14 protein-coding genes are annotated in these 13,549 nt (G+C 52.1%); 10 read left to right on the plus strand and 4 right to left on the minus strand.

Annotation, left to right across the window (positions count from 1 at the left end; translation table 11 throughout):
- The first annotated feature begins 5 nt into the window (after positions 1-5).
- Positions 6-179, plus strand: coding sequence for a cbb3-type cytochrome oxidase assembly protein CcoS (gene ccoS / locus JI741_RS04640; RefSeq protein ID WP_202007823.1), 174 nt, complete (start codon positions 6-8; stop codon positions 177-179).
- A complete protein-coding gene (hemN, locus tag JI741_RS04645; RefSeq protein WP_202007824.1) occupies positions 176-1,543 on the plus strand; it encodes an oxygen-independent coproporphyrinogen III oxidase in 1,368 nt (455 codons plus the stop codon). Before ccoS ends, hemN begins: the two co-directional genes overlap by 4 nt.
- Positions 1,544-1,576: 33 nt before the next feature.
- Here hemN and JI741_RS04650 read toward each other — a convergent pair whose 3' ends face one another.
- The gene (locus JI741_RS04650) at positions 1,577-2,674 is read right to left on the minus strand and encodes a DUF6544 family protein (protein ID WP_202007825.1); all 1,098 of its coding nucleotides are present in this window, start codon (positions 2,672-2,674) and stop codon (positions 1,577-1,579) included.
- A 93-nt stretch (positions 2,675-2,767) separates the two neighbouring features.
- Entirely contained in the window at positions 2,768-3,469 is a 702-nt protein-coding gene (locus JI741_RS04655; protein ID WP_202007826.1) for a DUF1003 domain-containing protein, read from the minus strand.
- A 162-nt stretch (positions 3,470-3,631) separates the two neighbouring features.
- On the opposite strand from JI741_RS04655, the gene ccoN reads away from it, so the two are divergent.
- From ccoN to JI741_RS04685, 6 genes are read left to right on the plus strand one after another with little or no spacing between them, the layout of a single operon-like run.
- A complete protein-coding gene (ccoN, locus tag JI741_RS04660; protein ID WP_202007827.1) occupies positions 3,632-5,773 on the plus strand; it encodes a cytochrome-c oxidase, cbb3-type subunit I in 2,142 nt (713 codons plus the stop codon).
- Between the two features lie 11 nt (positions 5,774-5,784).
- Complete coding sequence (locus JI741_RS04665) at positions 5,785-5,982, plus strand: hypothetical protein (protein ID WP_202007828.1); 198 nt, start codon at positions 5,785-5,787, stop codon at positions 5,980-5,982.
- Positions 5,979-6,899, plus strand: a complete 921-nt coding sequence (locus JI741_RS04670) for a cbb3-type cytochrome c oxidase N-terminal domain-containing protein (protein ID WP_202007829.1) — start codon at positions 5,979-5,981, stop codon at positions 6,897-6,899. The genes JI741_RS04665 and JI741_RS04670 overlap by 4 nt, the downstream gene beginning before the upstream one ends.
- A gap of 9 nt (positions 6,900-6,908) precedes the next feature.
- A complete protein-coding gene (ccoG, locus tag JI741_RS04675) occupies positions 6,909-8,375 on the plus strand; it encodes a cytochrome c oxidase accessory protein CcoG (protein WP_202007830.1) in 1,467 nt (488 codons plus the stop codon).
- 21 nt (positions 8,376-8,396) lie between these two features.
- A complete protein-coding gene (locus JI741_RS04680; protein ID WP_202007831.1) occupies positions 8,397-8,828 on the plus strand; it encodes a FixH family protein in 432 nt (143 codons plus the stop codon).
- A 1-nt stretch (position 8,829) separates the two neighbouring features.
- Positions 8,830-9,516, plus strand: coding sequence for a sulfite exporter TauE/SafE family protein (locus tag JI741_RS04685; RefSeq protein ID WP_202007832.1), 687 nt, complete (start codon positions 8,830-8,832; stop codon positions 9,514-9,516).
- Here JI741_RS04685 and JI741_RS04690 read toward each other — a convergent pair.
- Together JI741_RS04690 and JI741_RS04695 are read right to left on the minus strand one after the other, a co-directional pair.
- Complete coding sequence (locus tag JI741_RS04690) at positions 9,513-10,571, minus strand: response regulator (RefSeq protein ID WP_202007833.1); 1,059 nt, start codon at positions 10,569-10,571, stop codon at positions 9,513-9,515. The two genes, JI741_RS04685 and JI741_RS04690, sit on opposite strands and share 4 nt — an antisense overlap.
- Complete coding sequence (locus JI741_RS04695) at positions 10,568-11,839, minus strand: PAS domain-containing sensor histidine kinase (protein ID WP_202007834.1); 1,272 nt, start codon at positions 11,837-11,839, stop codon at positions 10,568-10,570. Before JI741_RS04695 ends, JI741_RS04690 begins: the two co-directional genes overlap by 4 nt.
- A gap of 134 nt (positions 11,840-11,973) precedes the next feature.
- Here JI741_RS04695 and JI741_RS04700 point away from each other — a divergent pair, with 134 nt between their 5' ends.
- Together JI741_RS04700 and JI741_RS04705 are read left to right on the plus strand one after the other, a co-directional pair.
- A complete protein-coding gene (locus JI741_RS04700) occupies positions 11,974-12,375 on the plus strand; it encodes a universal stress protein (protein ID WP_202007835.1) in 402 nt (133 codons plus the stop codon).
- 506 nt (positions 12,376-12,881) lie between these two features.
- On the plus strand, positions 12,882-13,496 hold the full coding sequence (locus JI741_RS04705) for a hypothetical protein (RefSeq protein WP_202007836.1): 615 nt from the start codon (positions 12,882-12,884) through the stop codon (positions 13,494-13,496).
- Positions 13,497-13,549 lie beyond the last annotated feature (53 nt).

A 13,549-nucleotide genomic window follows, 5' to 3' on the forward strand; every position in this document is an offset into this window, starting at 1 on the left:
TACTCATGGGAATCATTGTCGCCCTCATCGCCGTCAGCCTCACCCTCGCCGTGGGCTTTCTGGTGTCTTTTTTATGGAGCCTGAAACACGGTCAATTTGACGACACTTATTCGCCTTCGGTGCGCATGCTGTTCGAAGACAAACCTCAACCCAATCCTGCAAACGACGTCAAAAAATGAATCCATCCAACGCTTCCCTCCTCCTCAAAAAATATGACGTGCCCACCCCACGCTATACGAGCTACCCCACTGTGCCCGCCTGGGACACCGAGAACTTTTCGGACGATCGCTGGCAGGACATTGTGCATCGCGCCTTCGAAGAGTCGAACGACAACAAGGGCATAAGCCTCTATATTCACCTGCCGTTTTGCGAAAGTCTGTGCACCTATTGCGCCTGCAACACCCGCATCACACGCAACCACGCGGTGGAGATTCCCTATATCCGTGCCGTGCTGAAAGAGTGGGAACAGTATAGAAAGATTTTCGGCCGGGCACCCGTGTTGCGCGAACTGCACCTGGGCGGCGGCACCCCGACGTTCTTCTCCATCCAAAACCTGCACTGGCTCATCACCTATTTGCTGGAGGATTCGGTGATCCACCCCGACTTTGAATTCAGCTTTGAGGGTCACCCCAACAACACTACTGAAGAACACCTGCGCATGCTGTTCGACCTGGGGTTCACCCGCGTGAGCTTTGGCGTGCAAGACCTCGACGAAAAAGTGCAGCAAACCATTCACCGTATTCAGCCATTCGAAAACCTGGAACGCGTTACCCGGCTTGCCCGCGAGATCGGCTATGAATCGGTGAGCTTCGATTTGATCTATGGCCTGCCGTTCCAGACGCCGTTCACCGTGTCGGACACGATCGATAAGATTCTCACGCTGCATCCCGACCGGCTGTCGTTCTACAGCTATGCGCATGTGCCCTGGCTCCGCCCCGGACAGCGCGGCTATGAAGACGCCGATCTTCCTTCACGCTACCTGAAGCGCCACCTCTATGAAGTGGGGCGCCACAAATTGCGGAAGGCCGGGTATGCCGACATTGGCATGGATCACTTTGCGTTGCCCACCGACGATTTGTTTAAGGCACACGTGCGGGGAAACCTTCACCGGAATTTTATGGGCTATACCACACACCAGACCGACCTGCTGGTTGGCCTGGGCGCGTCGGCCATCAGCGACTCGCGCTATGGCTATGCGCAAAACACAAAGAAGGTGGAAGATTATCTCGAAGCCATCCGCACCAACGGCCTGGCCGTTTGCAAGGGGCACCTCATGTCTGACGAAGACATGCTGCTGCGGCAATGCATTTTGCAGATCTGTTGCCAGGGCGAATTGAATGGTGAACTGCTGGGCCAGGTGATTGACAAAACCATTCTCGACGCCCTTGGCGAAATGGAACAGGAAGGCATTCTCTATTTGTTTGACGGCGGCCTGAAAGTGACCACCGCGGGCGAACCCTTCATCCGGAACATCTGCCGTGTGTTCGACAAACGCATGGACCGCATCGATGCCGGAAAAGAAATTTTCAGCAAGGCGATATAAACCAGGCACGCATCGCCGGGTTGTGCTCTGCTGTCATTGATGTTCGAGGTGTGTCACGTTCAGCTTAAGCCACGTGAAGTCTCCATCGTTCAGTTTCCAGGTGACCTCGCACTGTGCAGGAACAAGACGGCCATTCATTTTTTTATAGCCGGTGATGTTCACCTGCCACACTTCTTTTCTGAACACACCGTCGAAGTCGCCAAAGCGATCGGCCACAACGCTGGCCACGCGGCCGTCTGATAGGAATGTGAACGTGCCCATGGCCGTCACACCTTTGTAGGACATGGTGGCCGTTGCGCGAAGCGGGGCAATTTCTTTCCAGTGCATGTAGGGTTGTGTTGCGGCTTCCGGATACCAGATCATTTCGCTGAGAAAACGAAGCATGGAGCCCTGATCGATTTCGGGGCCGGAGGTATTTGCCATGGTATAGATGAAAAGAGGTTTGATGAGCATGTTCCCCACACCTCCTGCATACTGGTCGCGGCCGGCAATAAACACAAACGGCGCAGCCTGGATGGTGGCTTTCCAGAGGAATGCAGGTGGATTGACCGAACAATATTGTTGTGCCTGAAAGTTCATCCAGCGGCCGTCGCGTGTTGTTCGCATGGCACCGGTGTGTTTCACCCGGGCAACCGCGTAGGTGCTACTGAATGCCCCCGACACCAATAACCATTTCTGAACAATGACCGGGAGCCCGGTGTCGCGTTTTGACTGCGGCATCACCGGCGTCGCATTTTTTTTAAGAACCGAAATTTCCACTTCCGTCTTCTCATCAAATTGCGTGTGCGCCATTTTCAAAACGATGATCACCGCGAGGATTATATTGAAAAACGTTCCGTATTTAACATCCTGCCAATAGAACACAATGAGCGTTTGCGACAACCCCACGCCGACCAGCGCGACCAGCCCATACCAACCGACATTCATCCGGTAGAGCGTAGCGGCGCCCACCAGCAGAATGCAGACGAGCAACCATAGAAATCCGAAGAATTTTGCCAGGGGTCCGGCCGGCGCGAAATGCGATTTCCCTTTCAGCAACATGGGTGGCCCGAGGTTCCATTCTTTGGAGAACCCCATGAGGTGAATCAATCCATGAATCACCAGAAGGCCAGGAAATAATAAGCGAAGCATAGATTCCGTATGTTTTTTTTATTGACGACGACTATCGATCTCGTGCAAACACAACGGGCAAAGCCGGCGGAAATTTATGCCGTCGGATTTCTTTTATGCTGCCGGGCCGTTCACCCGGTCCATGATGTCCTGCATCATTTCGATCTGCACTTTTTGAATCTCCAGAAGCTCGTGTTGCTGGTGGATCATGAGGTGGTCGATCTTTTCGTGAAGGATTCTGATTTCGAGTTCTGATTTCAGGTTTATCATGTAGTCCTTCTTGGAGCGCTCGCGATCTTTTTCTTCCTGGCGATTCTGGCTCATCATGATGAGCGGTGCCTGCAGTGCCGCAAGGCATGACAGGATGAGGTTTAGCAGGATGAAGGGATACGGATCGAACGATCGGTTCTGAAACCAGAAGGCGTTCACGGCAATCCAGAGCAGCAGAAACGCAAAGAAGCTTCCGATAAATTTCCAGCTGCCTCCAAAGGCCGCAATGCGGTCGGCCATGCGTTGACCAAACGAGAGTGGCTCTTCGAGGTCGTTCACCTTGTCGGTGATGGTATCCTTGTTTCGCAAGGCATCGAGCACGGTCGACTCAAGTTCCGACAGTTCGCCTACTTCCCGGGCCAGGTAGCCGGCAATGTATTTCTGGCGATAGATGTTCAACTCCGTGAGCGCACAATGGTTGTCGGACGTGAATTCGGGATGATGGGCCTGGATCACGGTGAGCACCGGTGCCTGAATAGTGCGCGCCGATACTTTTTCGCTCAACGGAAATGCTTTTCCTGAAAGGTCACTGATAAAACTTTCCATACGCTATTAAAAAAAAGACATCACGTTACGCTAAGGTAAACACAAGTCCCCTGGCTGTTGCTGACAAAAATCAGGTTTTCGTGAAGCAATCGTCACCCGTCAGCGTTCGGTGCCACAATACTTTTAGGGCAGAAATAATTCTGTGAAATAACCGTAAGGAATATGCAAATCGAACAATTCAGCTATGACAACAAGATCGTGAAGGCTTTCATGATCGCCACCGTTGTGTTTGGACTGGTGGGCATGCTGGTGGGGTTAACGGCCGCGATACAACTGGTGTATCCGGTATTTAACTTCGACCTGCAGTACACCTCGTTTGGACGAATTCGTCCGCTGCACACCAACGCCATCATCTTTGCCTTTGTGGGCAACGCCATGTTTGCCGGTGTGTATTATTCCATGCAGCGCCTGTTGAAGACGCGCATGTTCAGCGATGCCCTCAGCTGGATTCATTTCTGGGGATGGCAGCTCATCATTCTGGCCGCGGCCATTTCGCTGCCGCTGGGCTACACTACTTCTAAAGAGTATGCCGAGCTGGAGTGGCCCATCGACATTGCCATCACGATTATCTGGGTGGTGTTTGGCTGGAACATGATCGGCACCATCATCAAACGCCGCGAGCGGCACATGTATGTGGCCATCTGGTTCTACATCGCCACGTTTATTACGGTGGCCGTGTTGCACGTGGTGAATTCGTTTGCCATTCCGGTCACGTTCTTCAAAAGCTATTCGTGGTATGCCGGTGTGCAGGATGCCCTGGTGCAATGGTGGTATGGCCACAACGCCGTGGCGTTCTTTCTCACCACACCATTTCTGGGCATGATGTATTATTTTCTTCCGAAGGCCGCCAACCGTCCGGTATATTCCTATCGTCTTTCCATCATTCACTTCTGGTCGCTGATTTTCATCTATATCTGGGCCGGTCCTCACCACTTGCTCTACACGTCGCTTCCCGACTGGGCACAATCGCTGGGCGTTGTGTTTTCGATCATGCTCATCGCGCCATCGTGGGGCGGCATGCTCAATGGTTTGCTCACGTTACGCGGAGCATGGGACAGAGTTCGCGAAGATGCCGTGCTGAAATTCATGGTGGTGGCCGTTACCGCCTATGGCATGGCTACGCTGGAAGGACCGCTGCTGTCGCTCAAGAACGTGAACGCCATTGCGCACTTCACCGACTGGATTGTGGCGCACGTGCACGTGGGTGGTTTGGGGTGGAACGGGTTTATGATCTTTGCCATGCTCTATTGGATCACGCCGCGCATGTGGAACACAAAACTCTACTCCCCGCGTCTGGCCAACACACACTTTTGGTTGGGAACCCTGGGCATCATCTTCTATGCACTGCCCATGTATGTGTCGGGTGTGGTGCAAAGCCTGATGTGGAAAGAATTTAGTCCTGAAGGATTTCTGGTCTACAAAAATTTTCTTGAGACCACCGTTGCCATCCTGCCCCTTCATGCGCTCCGTGCCGTAGGTGGCGCGTTGTATCTGACGGGTGCGATCATCATGACCTATAATCTGATCAAGACTGCCTATGCCGGAAGTTTCATAGCCAACGAACCAGCCGAAGCCGCGCCGCTCGAAAAAGCCTATGTGGCCACCGGCGGATGGCACCATCGTCTGCTGGAACACAAGCCCGTTATCTTCACGGTGCTCACGCTGGTGGCGATCCTGATTGGTGGTGCGATTGAAATGATTCCGACCTTTCTCATCAAATCCAATGTGCCCACCATATCCAGCGTGAAGCCTTACACGCCGCTGGAGTTGCATGGTCGCGATATTTATATCCGCGAAGGTTGTGTGAACTGTCACACACAAATGGTGCGGCCGTTCCGTTCGGAGACCGAGCGCTATGGCGAATACTCGAAGTCGGGTGAGTTTGTCTATGACCACCCGTTTCTCTGGGGTTCGAAGCGCACCGGTCCCGACCTGGCGCGTCTCAACGGAAAGTATTCCAACACGTGGCACTACAATCACTTGCTTGCACCCGATGCCGTGTCGACAGGTTCCATCATGCCGGCCTACCCGTGGTTGTTTGAGCAAACGCTTCACAAAGAACTGACCAACGGAAAAATCTCGGCCATGCGCACGCTCGGTGTTCCCTATGAAATTGGCTACGAAGAAATTGCCAATGACGAACTGGAAGAACAGGCACACGCCATCGCCGGCACGCTCAAAACCGACGGTATAGATGTGGCCGAAGATGCCGAGGTGATTGCACTCATTGCTTACCTGCAGCGTCTTGGCAAAGACATCAAAATTGAAAAGACTGCCGACGCTCAACTTGCTCCCAAACCTTAACCTGAATTGCTATGTATAAGAATGTTCTTCAAAGCATCGATAACATCGCCCTCTGGCCGGTCATATCGTTTGTTATCTTCTTCGTGTTTTTTCTCTGCCTGCTGGCGTGGGTTTTCACGGTCGATAAAAAAATGATCCGCAAAATGAGCGAGCTGCCCCTGGAGGCCTCCGACCGTATTGACGAAAACGCTGAAAACCTGATAGTATGAAAAAGATGATGTTACTTCTTGCCGGCTTGCTGACGTCAGCTGCGGTGTGGGCGCAGGAACCCGTTCAAAAAACATTCTGGGACGACCCCGTGAATCACCCTTCGGCGCCGCTCTATGCCGTGCTCACATTTGTGCTCATTGGTGTTGTGCTGGTGTTGCTGGTGGCCATTGTGCTGCTCAGGGCTTTTAATGTTTTAGTGGAGCAGGCCGAGAAAGACAAGGCAAAAGCATTGGGCGTGCCCTATGTGCCCCGCCCTTCGTTCTGGTCCAGCCTGAAACAGAAGCTGAACAACTCCGTGCCCATCGAACACGAACAGGACATTGACATGGGCCACAGCTTCGACGGCATCCGCGAGTTGGACAATCACTTGCCGCCGTGGTGGAAGTGGCTGTTTATTGGCACCATCGGATGGGCCGCCATCTACGTTGTGGTGTTTCACTTCTCGGCAACCCTTCCGCTGTCGATCGAAGAATATCAGAACGAAGTGGCCGCGGCCGAGCTTGCCAAACAACGGTTGCTGGCGTCACAACCCGAGGCCGTGATTGACGTGGAGAAACTTGAATACAATGCCGACGCGGCCATCCTGAAAAAGGGACAACAGATTTTTGAAGGCAACTGCGTGGCCTGTCATCGGAAAGACGGTGGTGGCAACACCATCGGCCCGAACCTCACCGACACGTATTGGCTTCACGGCAACGGCATCAAAAATATTTACACTACCGTGAACGGCGGCTTTGTGGAGAAAGGCATGCCCGCCTGGGGAAAGGCGCTTAGTCCCACAGAAGTGCGCGACGTAACATTCTTTGTGTTCAGTTTGCAGGGCACCAACCCGCCCAACGCCAAAGCACCACAGGGCGAGCTTGTGGAACCTGTGGCACCCCAAACCGACAGTGTTGCCGTGCGCGCATCCCTATAATATGACCTCATGAAAACAGAAGGCATAGATCTGTATCACTACGAAGAAGAGTTCCGCGACAACATTGCCACGGTAGACGAGAAAGGAAAGCGCATTTGGATCTATCCAAAGAAACCTTCCGGACCGTTGCACCGGTGGCGGATTGTGGTGTCGGTGGTGTTGTTGGCGTTGTTGTTTGGCGGACCTTTCCTCACCATTGGTGGAAAGCCCTTGCTGTTGTTGAATTTTTTTGAGCGTCGTTTTGTCATCTTTGGGCAGCCGTTCTGGCCGCAGGACTTTGTGCTGCTGGCCATCACGCTCATCACGTTTTTTGTGTTCATCATTTTGTTCACCGTGGTGTTCGGGCGTGTTTGGTGCGGATGGCTTTGCCCGCAAACACTGTTTATGGAAATGGTGTTCCGCAAAATAGAATACTGGATCGAAGGCGATGCGCCCGCACAGCGACGATTGGCCAACGGCCCCTGGAACCTTGACAAGGTGCTGAAGAAAACTGCGAAGCACATTCTCTTCATCCTCATCTCGCTGTTGATCGCGCACACCGTGATGGCCTACATGCTGGGTGTTCAGCAAACCTATGCCATCATCACGCACTCGCCGCTCGAAAATCTTACGGGGTTTATCGCGCTGTTTGTGTTCACGCTTATCTTCTATGGTGTGTATGCCAAATTCCGCGAGCAAGCGTGCATCGCAGTGTGCCCCTACGGGCGACTGCAGGGTGTGTTGCTGGTGAAAGATTCCATTGTGGTGGCCTACGACTGGCTTCGGGGCGAACCGCGCGGACACGTGAAAAAAGTTGCCACAGCTGCAGCTCCCAAAGGCGATTGCATTGACTGCAAACTTTGTGTTCACGTGTGCCCTACCGGCATCGACATCCGGAACGGCACACAACTGGAGTGCGTGAACTGCACCGCCTGCATCGACGCGTGCGACGATGTGATGATTAAAATCGGGAAGCCCAAAGGCCTTATCCGTTATGCATCCTATACGTCTATTAAGGAAGGTGTTCAAAAATTGTTCACCGGTCGTGTCATCGGCTATTCGCTTGTGTTGATGGCGTTGCTGGGCGTGCTCGGGTTCACGCTGGCCACGCGGTCGGACGTGAAGACCACGGTGCTGAAAGTGCCGGGAACACTCTATCAAAAAACTGCCGACGGTTTCATCACCAACCTCTACAACATCGAGTTTGTGAACAAGACGTTTGACGACATCACCCTCGAAACCCGCATTGAGTCTCCCGCCACGGCCGTGCTCGAAAAAGCCGATGGCAAACAAATCGTGGTGAAGGCCGAAGGCCTGGTGAAAAACATTGTGTTCATCAAAATTCCCGAGAAGGATGTGATCAGTGCCCGCACCATTATCCGCCTGGGCATTTATCAGAACGGAAAACGTATTGAAACCTTGAAAGTCAAATTTATCGGTCCCGTCACCAAATCGTCGGACATGAACAGCCGGTTGAAGGATGACCAAAATGAATAGTCCACTAAAAACAAACTTGTTATGAATTGGGGTAAGTCAATCATTCTGTCGTTTGTGTTGTTCGCCATCTTTATTGGCGTGCTGGTAACGGTGTGTGTTCGCCAGGAAGTGAGCCTGGTGTCGAAAGAGTATTATAAGGAAGAGCTGGATTTTCAGCACCAGATGGATCGCGAACGAAACACGGATGCGTTGGTGGTGAAACCCGAAATCAGGCTCACCGAAAACCACGCGCTGCAAGTGACCTTCGCCCTATTCGACCAGTTCGAAAAAGGCAAATTGGTGCTCTACTCCCCCGGCGACGCCCGCCAGGACAAAACATTTGCGTTGACAAACGCCAGCGCAGCCGACCAAACCTTTTCGCTCAGCGATTTCAAGAAAGGGAAATACATCGCGCGCATGACGTGGACGATGCGCGGCCAGGATTACTATTACGAAACTGTAGTCATCCTTTAGTATGTGGTATACCGCCCTGCTCATCGGCCTCACCGGCAGCCTGCATTGTGCAGGCATGTGCAGCCCGTTGCTGATGGCGGTGACCAACCTAACCCCGCAAGCTGCCCTGAACCGGATTGTCTACAACGGTGGCCGCGTGTTCACCTATGGTCTTCTTGGTGCGCTCTTTAGTGGCGCCGGGTCGTTGCTACCCCTTGCGCGCTATCAGAATATTTTGTCGGTAGGTTTTGGCGTGGCGTTGGTGCTCGTCGCCGTGCTGCGGATTGAGCGTTTCAAAATTCCCGGTGTGACCCCGGCAACCCACGCGCTCACAACGTGGATAAAATCACGATTTGGTTTCTTCCTGCATCGGAAAAACGTTGTGTCCATGTTCAGCATGGGCATGCTCAACGGGGTGTTGCCTTGCGGCATGACCCTGATCGCCTTCAGCTATTGCCTGCTTCTGAGCGGCCCGATGGACGGCTTCAATTTTATGCTGCTCTTTGGTGTGGGCACGTTGCCGGTGATGCTCGGGTTCGCGCCACTGTTGCTGGCGGGGGTTAAGAAACTTAACCTGAGCCTGCAGCGCGTCACCACGGGACTGATGATTTTGTCGGGCGTTATTCTGGTGGCGCGGATATTCCTTCATGCCGGACTGCAGGCCAGCCAGGGCCACGGCGAAATGATCGACATTGTGCTGTGCCGCTAGCGGGCCACGTTCCAACGCACCACCTTCTCCAGTTTTGTTTGTGATTTGATCCGGATTTTTCCACCCTCAATTTCAATGAGTCCTTCGTCCTTGAAATCGGACAAGACACGGATCACCGACTCGGCTGCTGTGCCCACCATCTTGGCCAGGTCCTCGCGCGAGATCTGGATATTTTCCTTCACGTCTTTCAGCTGTATGGTTTTGAGCAACGCTTCGGCTGTGCGCTGGCGCACAGAGTTGTAGGCCAGGTTCACCAATTGATTTTCTTTGTCGGCCACCTTTTTGCAAAGCAGGGAGATGAAGCTGGCGGAAACATCGGGACTTTGAAACAGCGACAGGAAATCGCTTTTGGGAATGACGGTGAGTTCTGTGTCTTGCAAGGCCACGGCCGACTCCTGGTAGGTGGTGCCCTCCAGGATGGGTTCGAAGCCAAAGAAGTCGTTGGCGTTGACCAGCGCGGTAATGAGTTCCTTGCCGTCGGGGTGCGACTTGAATATTTTCACACTGCCCGACTTCACATAATATACATTCAGCGGGGCGTCGCCTTCGGCAAAAACCTCGCTTTTCTTTTTGAACGCTTTCACTTTTTTGTCCTTGCCAAGCTCCTTCATGTTCAGCACCTGGCGTGCATCGCGTATGAAGGTGTCGAGGCCTTCGGCGGTTGACTCGTAGAGCTTTTGTTGCATGGCGGTTTTGCGCAGGCGGGCTTCAATGGCGTTCAGCAGGTCGGTGTCGTCGAACGGTTTGGTGAGGTAGTCGTCGGCGCCCAGGTTCATGCCCTTTCGGATGTCGGTCTTCTCTGTTTTCGCGGTGAGGAAGATGAAAGGGATACCGGCGGTTTCTTCTTTTTTGCTGAGGATGTGCAACACGCCGTAGCCGTCGAGTTCGGGCATCATGATGTCGCACACAATGAGGTCAGGCTGTTCTTTTTGCGCTAGGTCAACGCCCACTTTCCCGTTGGGTGCCGTCTTCACGTCATAGCCGGCCAGGGTGAGGATCTCAGAGGTGTTTTCCCGAACGTCGGGATTGTCTTCGATGAGCAGGATTTTTTTCATTTGGGTTGATCGTTTGTAGAAATTGGGATGGCCACTATAAACCGGGTTCCTTTGCCATATTCGCTGGTGAACGAGATGGTGCCCTTTAATAAATCGATGTATCGTTTCACAATGTTCAGCCCCAGGCCGGTGCCCTGCACGTTGCCGGCATTGCTGGCCCGGAAGAACCGGTCGAACATGTGCTTCTGATCTTCTAACGGAATGCCGATGCCTTCGTCTCGTACTTCAAAATTCACAAAAGGTCCGTTGTTCATGCAGGTTATGTAGATCGGTTTGTTCACGTCCGAGTATTTGCTGGCGTTGGTGATGAGGTTGAACAGGATGTTACGCAAAATGCGGGCGTCGCACACAATCTCCGACGCTTCCATTCTACAATCCAGCACAAGGTGTTGTCCTTCTTTCAAAAAACCGCTGATCTCTTCCTCGATCTCATCCAGGAATTCTTTTGGATAGATCACTTCGTGCACCACGTCTTCCCTCCCCTCTTCCAGTTTGCCCAGCGACAGGAAGTCGTTCAAAATTCCCGTGAGCTGATTCACCGACGATTTGATGCGCTGAACGTGTTTATGAATCTTGTCGGGTTCGCCACGATCGTTATACTGATCGATGAGCGATGCCGAGCTGAGCACCGTGCTGAGCGGCGTTCTGAATTCGTGTGAGGCGATGGATACAAATTTTGTTTTCAGCTCGTTCAGCTCTCTCTCTTTCTCCAGCGACTTTCTTACTTCTTCTTCTGCCTTCTTCCGTTCGTTCACCTCGTCTTCGAGTTTCAGGATGGTGTGGTTGAGGGCTTCGGTTCGCATCTCCACCTTTTTTTCCAGCTCGGCGGCATACACGATCAATTGTTCTTCGCTGCGCTTCAGGGCGTCTTCTGTTTTTTTGCGGAGCGAAATGTCGCTGATGAATGCCATCACCAGCAGTTCGCCTTTCACCTTGGTGAAGCTTAGCGAGATCTCCACCGGAAATTCGGACCCGTCTTGTCGCAAGGCCGTGAGGTCGCGGCCGACGCCCATGCGGCGGGGAAAAGGGTTTGAATTGAACGCGCTTCTGAAATGGACGTGGCCTCCGCGATAACGTTGTGGCAGCAGGTCTTCCAGCATCAGACCGGTGAGGGCGTCGGTGCCGTAGCCAAACAATTGTTCAGCCATGGGGTTGGCCACCACAATTCTGCCCCGTGTGTCCACCATGATGATGCCTTCGGACATGCTCTGAAAAATTTCACGAAAGGCTTCGTTGGTGATAAGGCCTCCCTCCGGTATGTTCCCCATAGACTGCAATTTAGGATTGATGTCGTTTATAAACCTGACAAAAATCACCTTTTTCCTTGATTTTCATCTACAAAACCGGCGGCAATACTCCTTAGGTTCGCATAAGTTTTCATTTTTTTGAAGGCCATTCTACTATGACTAAGGACATACTTTGCACTATAGACTTTTCAGAAGCTTCTCGCCAAGCCTTGAAGTGGGCCGTTCAGTTTTCGAAAACGCAACACGCCAACCTCATCATTCTCTATACCTACAGGCTCACCAAGAACATGAACGGCGAAGTGGTGGTGTGGAAGAAAAAAATGGAAGAAGAAGCCCAGCAGAAATTTATCTCCTTTGAATCCGATTTTCTGAAGGCGTCGGGCGTTCACTACGACTTCAAGATTGAAGTGGGTTTTGTGTCGGACAGGATTGAAGACCACATCCAGAAAAATGAGGTCAGCTTTTTGGTGATGGACAAAAACATGTGCGCCAGCAGCAAAGACACCTTCGACGATCTGGTTGAACACATCAACGTGCCGTTGGTTGTGATTCCGTGAATAGCAGACCAAGGTCGCAACGGATCAGTATTGTTCCAGGAATTCATCTAACGTACTCTCGTCATTCAGAGTCAGAGTTACACATAGCCAGACAGCGCGTAGCCATCACCCAGATTGGTTTACTTACCAATGAAGTGTTTTACCGCGTTGATCCGTAGAAGTTTTATCATCACGAATGATGTGAATATTTGATCGACTGCTACTCCCCTTCATACTATTGGTTACAAGAAGTTTATAAAAAAAATCAGGAGCTGACTCCGTTTGTATTTTTCAACTGAACGATTTCGATTCACTGTCCACAAATTCCGGACACTTCACATTTCGGACACCTCGTTAAATTGCGCGCCCGTGGCGTTTCTGTTGCTTGAAATCGTTTGGCAAAATTTTCGCTGGTGGCCAAAACATCCTAAGGCCTGAACAAAGCATTCGCTTTTCCGAAACTCTGTCGTTTCGCCTGTAACCATTTTGTATGTAAGAAGTAATTCCTTTCACAAAACCCTTCCCCTATGAACAAATCCATTTTCCTTTTCAGCATGATGTGCCTGCTTGGAGCGACCGTCGCCAACGGTCAGGCAACAGCCGTGGCCGTTAAAGGCACTCCGTATCTGGACGACAAGTATGTTGATGGCGTGGTGTTCTACGCCAGCAAAAGCCTGACGGTGCCCATTCGTTACAATGCTTTCCAGGATTTAATTGAGTATCAGCAAAACGGCAAACCCCTGGTGCTGGATCCTACCACCACCATTAAAAAAGTGCAATTGGGAACCGCCGTCTTTGTGCCGCAGGCCTACGACAAGAAGCTTGGCTATTTTGCCATGCTCGACAGCGGCAAGGTGACGTTGTATTCGAAAAAGAAAATCATTCTCCTGCCCGGCCGCAAAGGTGGAGCCCTCGATGGCAGCGATCAGCCACCCGAATACAAACCGAACCCCGATGTGTTCTACTACAAAATTGGGGATGGCCCGCTGCAAGAAGTCAGCAGCATCAAATCGATGATTGCCAGCCTGCCCGACAAGCAGGACGAACTGACCCAATTCGCCAAAAAAGAAAAGATATCGCCACGCAAGGAAAAGGAGATGCTTCAATTTGTTCAGTACTACAATTCGCTGAGCAAAGAATAAAAAACAGGTTGATAGAACGCTTCTTTCGTGCTATGGCACAAGTCGCCCGTTGG

The sequence above is a fragment of the Chryseolinea lacunae genome (genome assembly GCF_016735595.1).
Taxonomy (GTDB): Bacteria; Bacteroidota; Bacteroidia; order Cytophagales; family Cyclobacteriaceae; genus Chryseolinea; species Chryseolinea lacunae.

Bases quoted from the DNA above. Each gene is read 5' to 3' on its own strand.
- ccoS (WP_202007823.1), top strand. From the start codon at position 6: ATGGGAATCATTGTCGCCCTCATCGCCGTCAGCCTCACCCTCGCCGTG.
- hemN (WP_202007824.1), top strand. From the start codon at position 176: ATGAATCCATCCAACGCTTCCCTCCTCCTCAAAAAATATGACGTGCCC.
- JI741_RS04650 (WP_202007825.1), bottom strand. From the start codon at position 2,674: ATGCTTCGCTTATTATTTCCTGGCCTTCTGGTGATTCATGGATTGATT.
- JI741_RS04655 (WP_202007826.1), bottom strand. From the start codon at position 3,469: ATGGAAAGTTTTATCAGTGACCTTTCAGGAAAAGCATTTCCGTTGAGC.
- ccoN (WP_202007827.1), top strand. From the start codon at position 3,632: ATGCAAATCGAACAATTCAGCTATGACAACAAGATCGTGAAGGCTTTC.
- JI741_RS04665 (WP_202007828.1), top strand. From the start codon at position 5,785: ATGTATAAGAATGTTCTTCAAAGCATCGATAACATCGCCCTCTGGCCG.
- JI741_RS04670 (WP_202007829.1), top strand. From the start codon at position 5,979: ATGAAAAAGATGATGTTACTTCTTGCCGGCTTGCTGACGTCAGCTGCG.
- ccoG (WP_202007830.1), top strand. From the start codon at position 6,909: ATGAAAACAGAAGGCATAGATCTGTATCACTACGAAGAAGAGTTCCGC.
- JI741_RS04680 (WP_202007831.1), top strand. From the start codon at position 8,397: ATGAATTGGGGTAAGTCAATCATTCTGTCGTTTGTGTTGTTCGCCATC.
- JI741_RS04685 (WP_202007832.1), top strand. From the start codon at position 8,830: ATGTGGTATACCGCCCTGCTCATCGGCCTCACCGGCAGCCTGCATTGT.
- JI741_RS04690 (WP_202007833.1), bottom strand. From the start codon at position 10,571: ATGAAAAAAATCCTGCTCATCGAAGACAATCCCGACGTTCGGGAAAAC.
- JI741_RS04695 (WP_202007834.1), bottom strand. From the start codon at position 11,839: ATGGGGAACATACCGGAGGGAGGCCTTATCACCAACGAAGCCTTTCGT.
- JI741_RS04700 (WP_202007835.1), top strand. From the start codon at position 11,974: ATGACTAAGGACATACTTTGCACTATAGACTTTTCAGAAGCTTCTCGC.
- JI741_RS04705 (WP_202007836.1), top strand. From the start codon at position 12,882: ATGAACAAATCCATTTTCCTTTTCAGCATGATGTGCCTGCTTGGAGCG.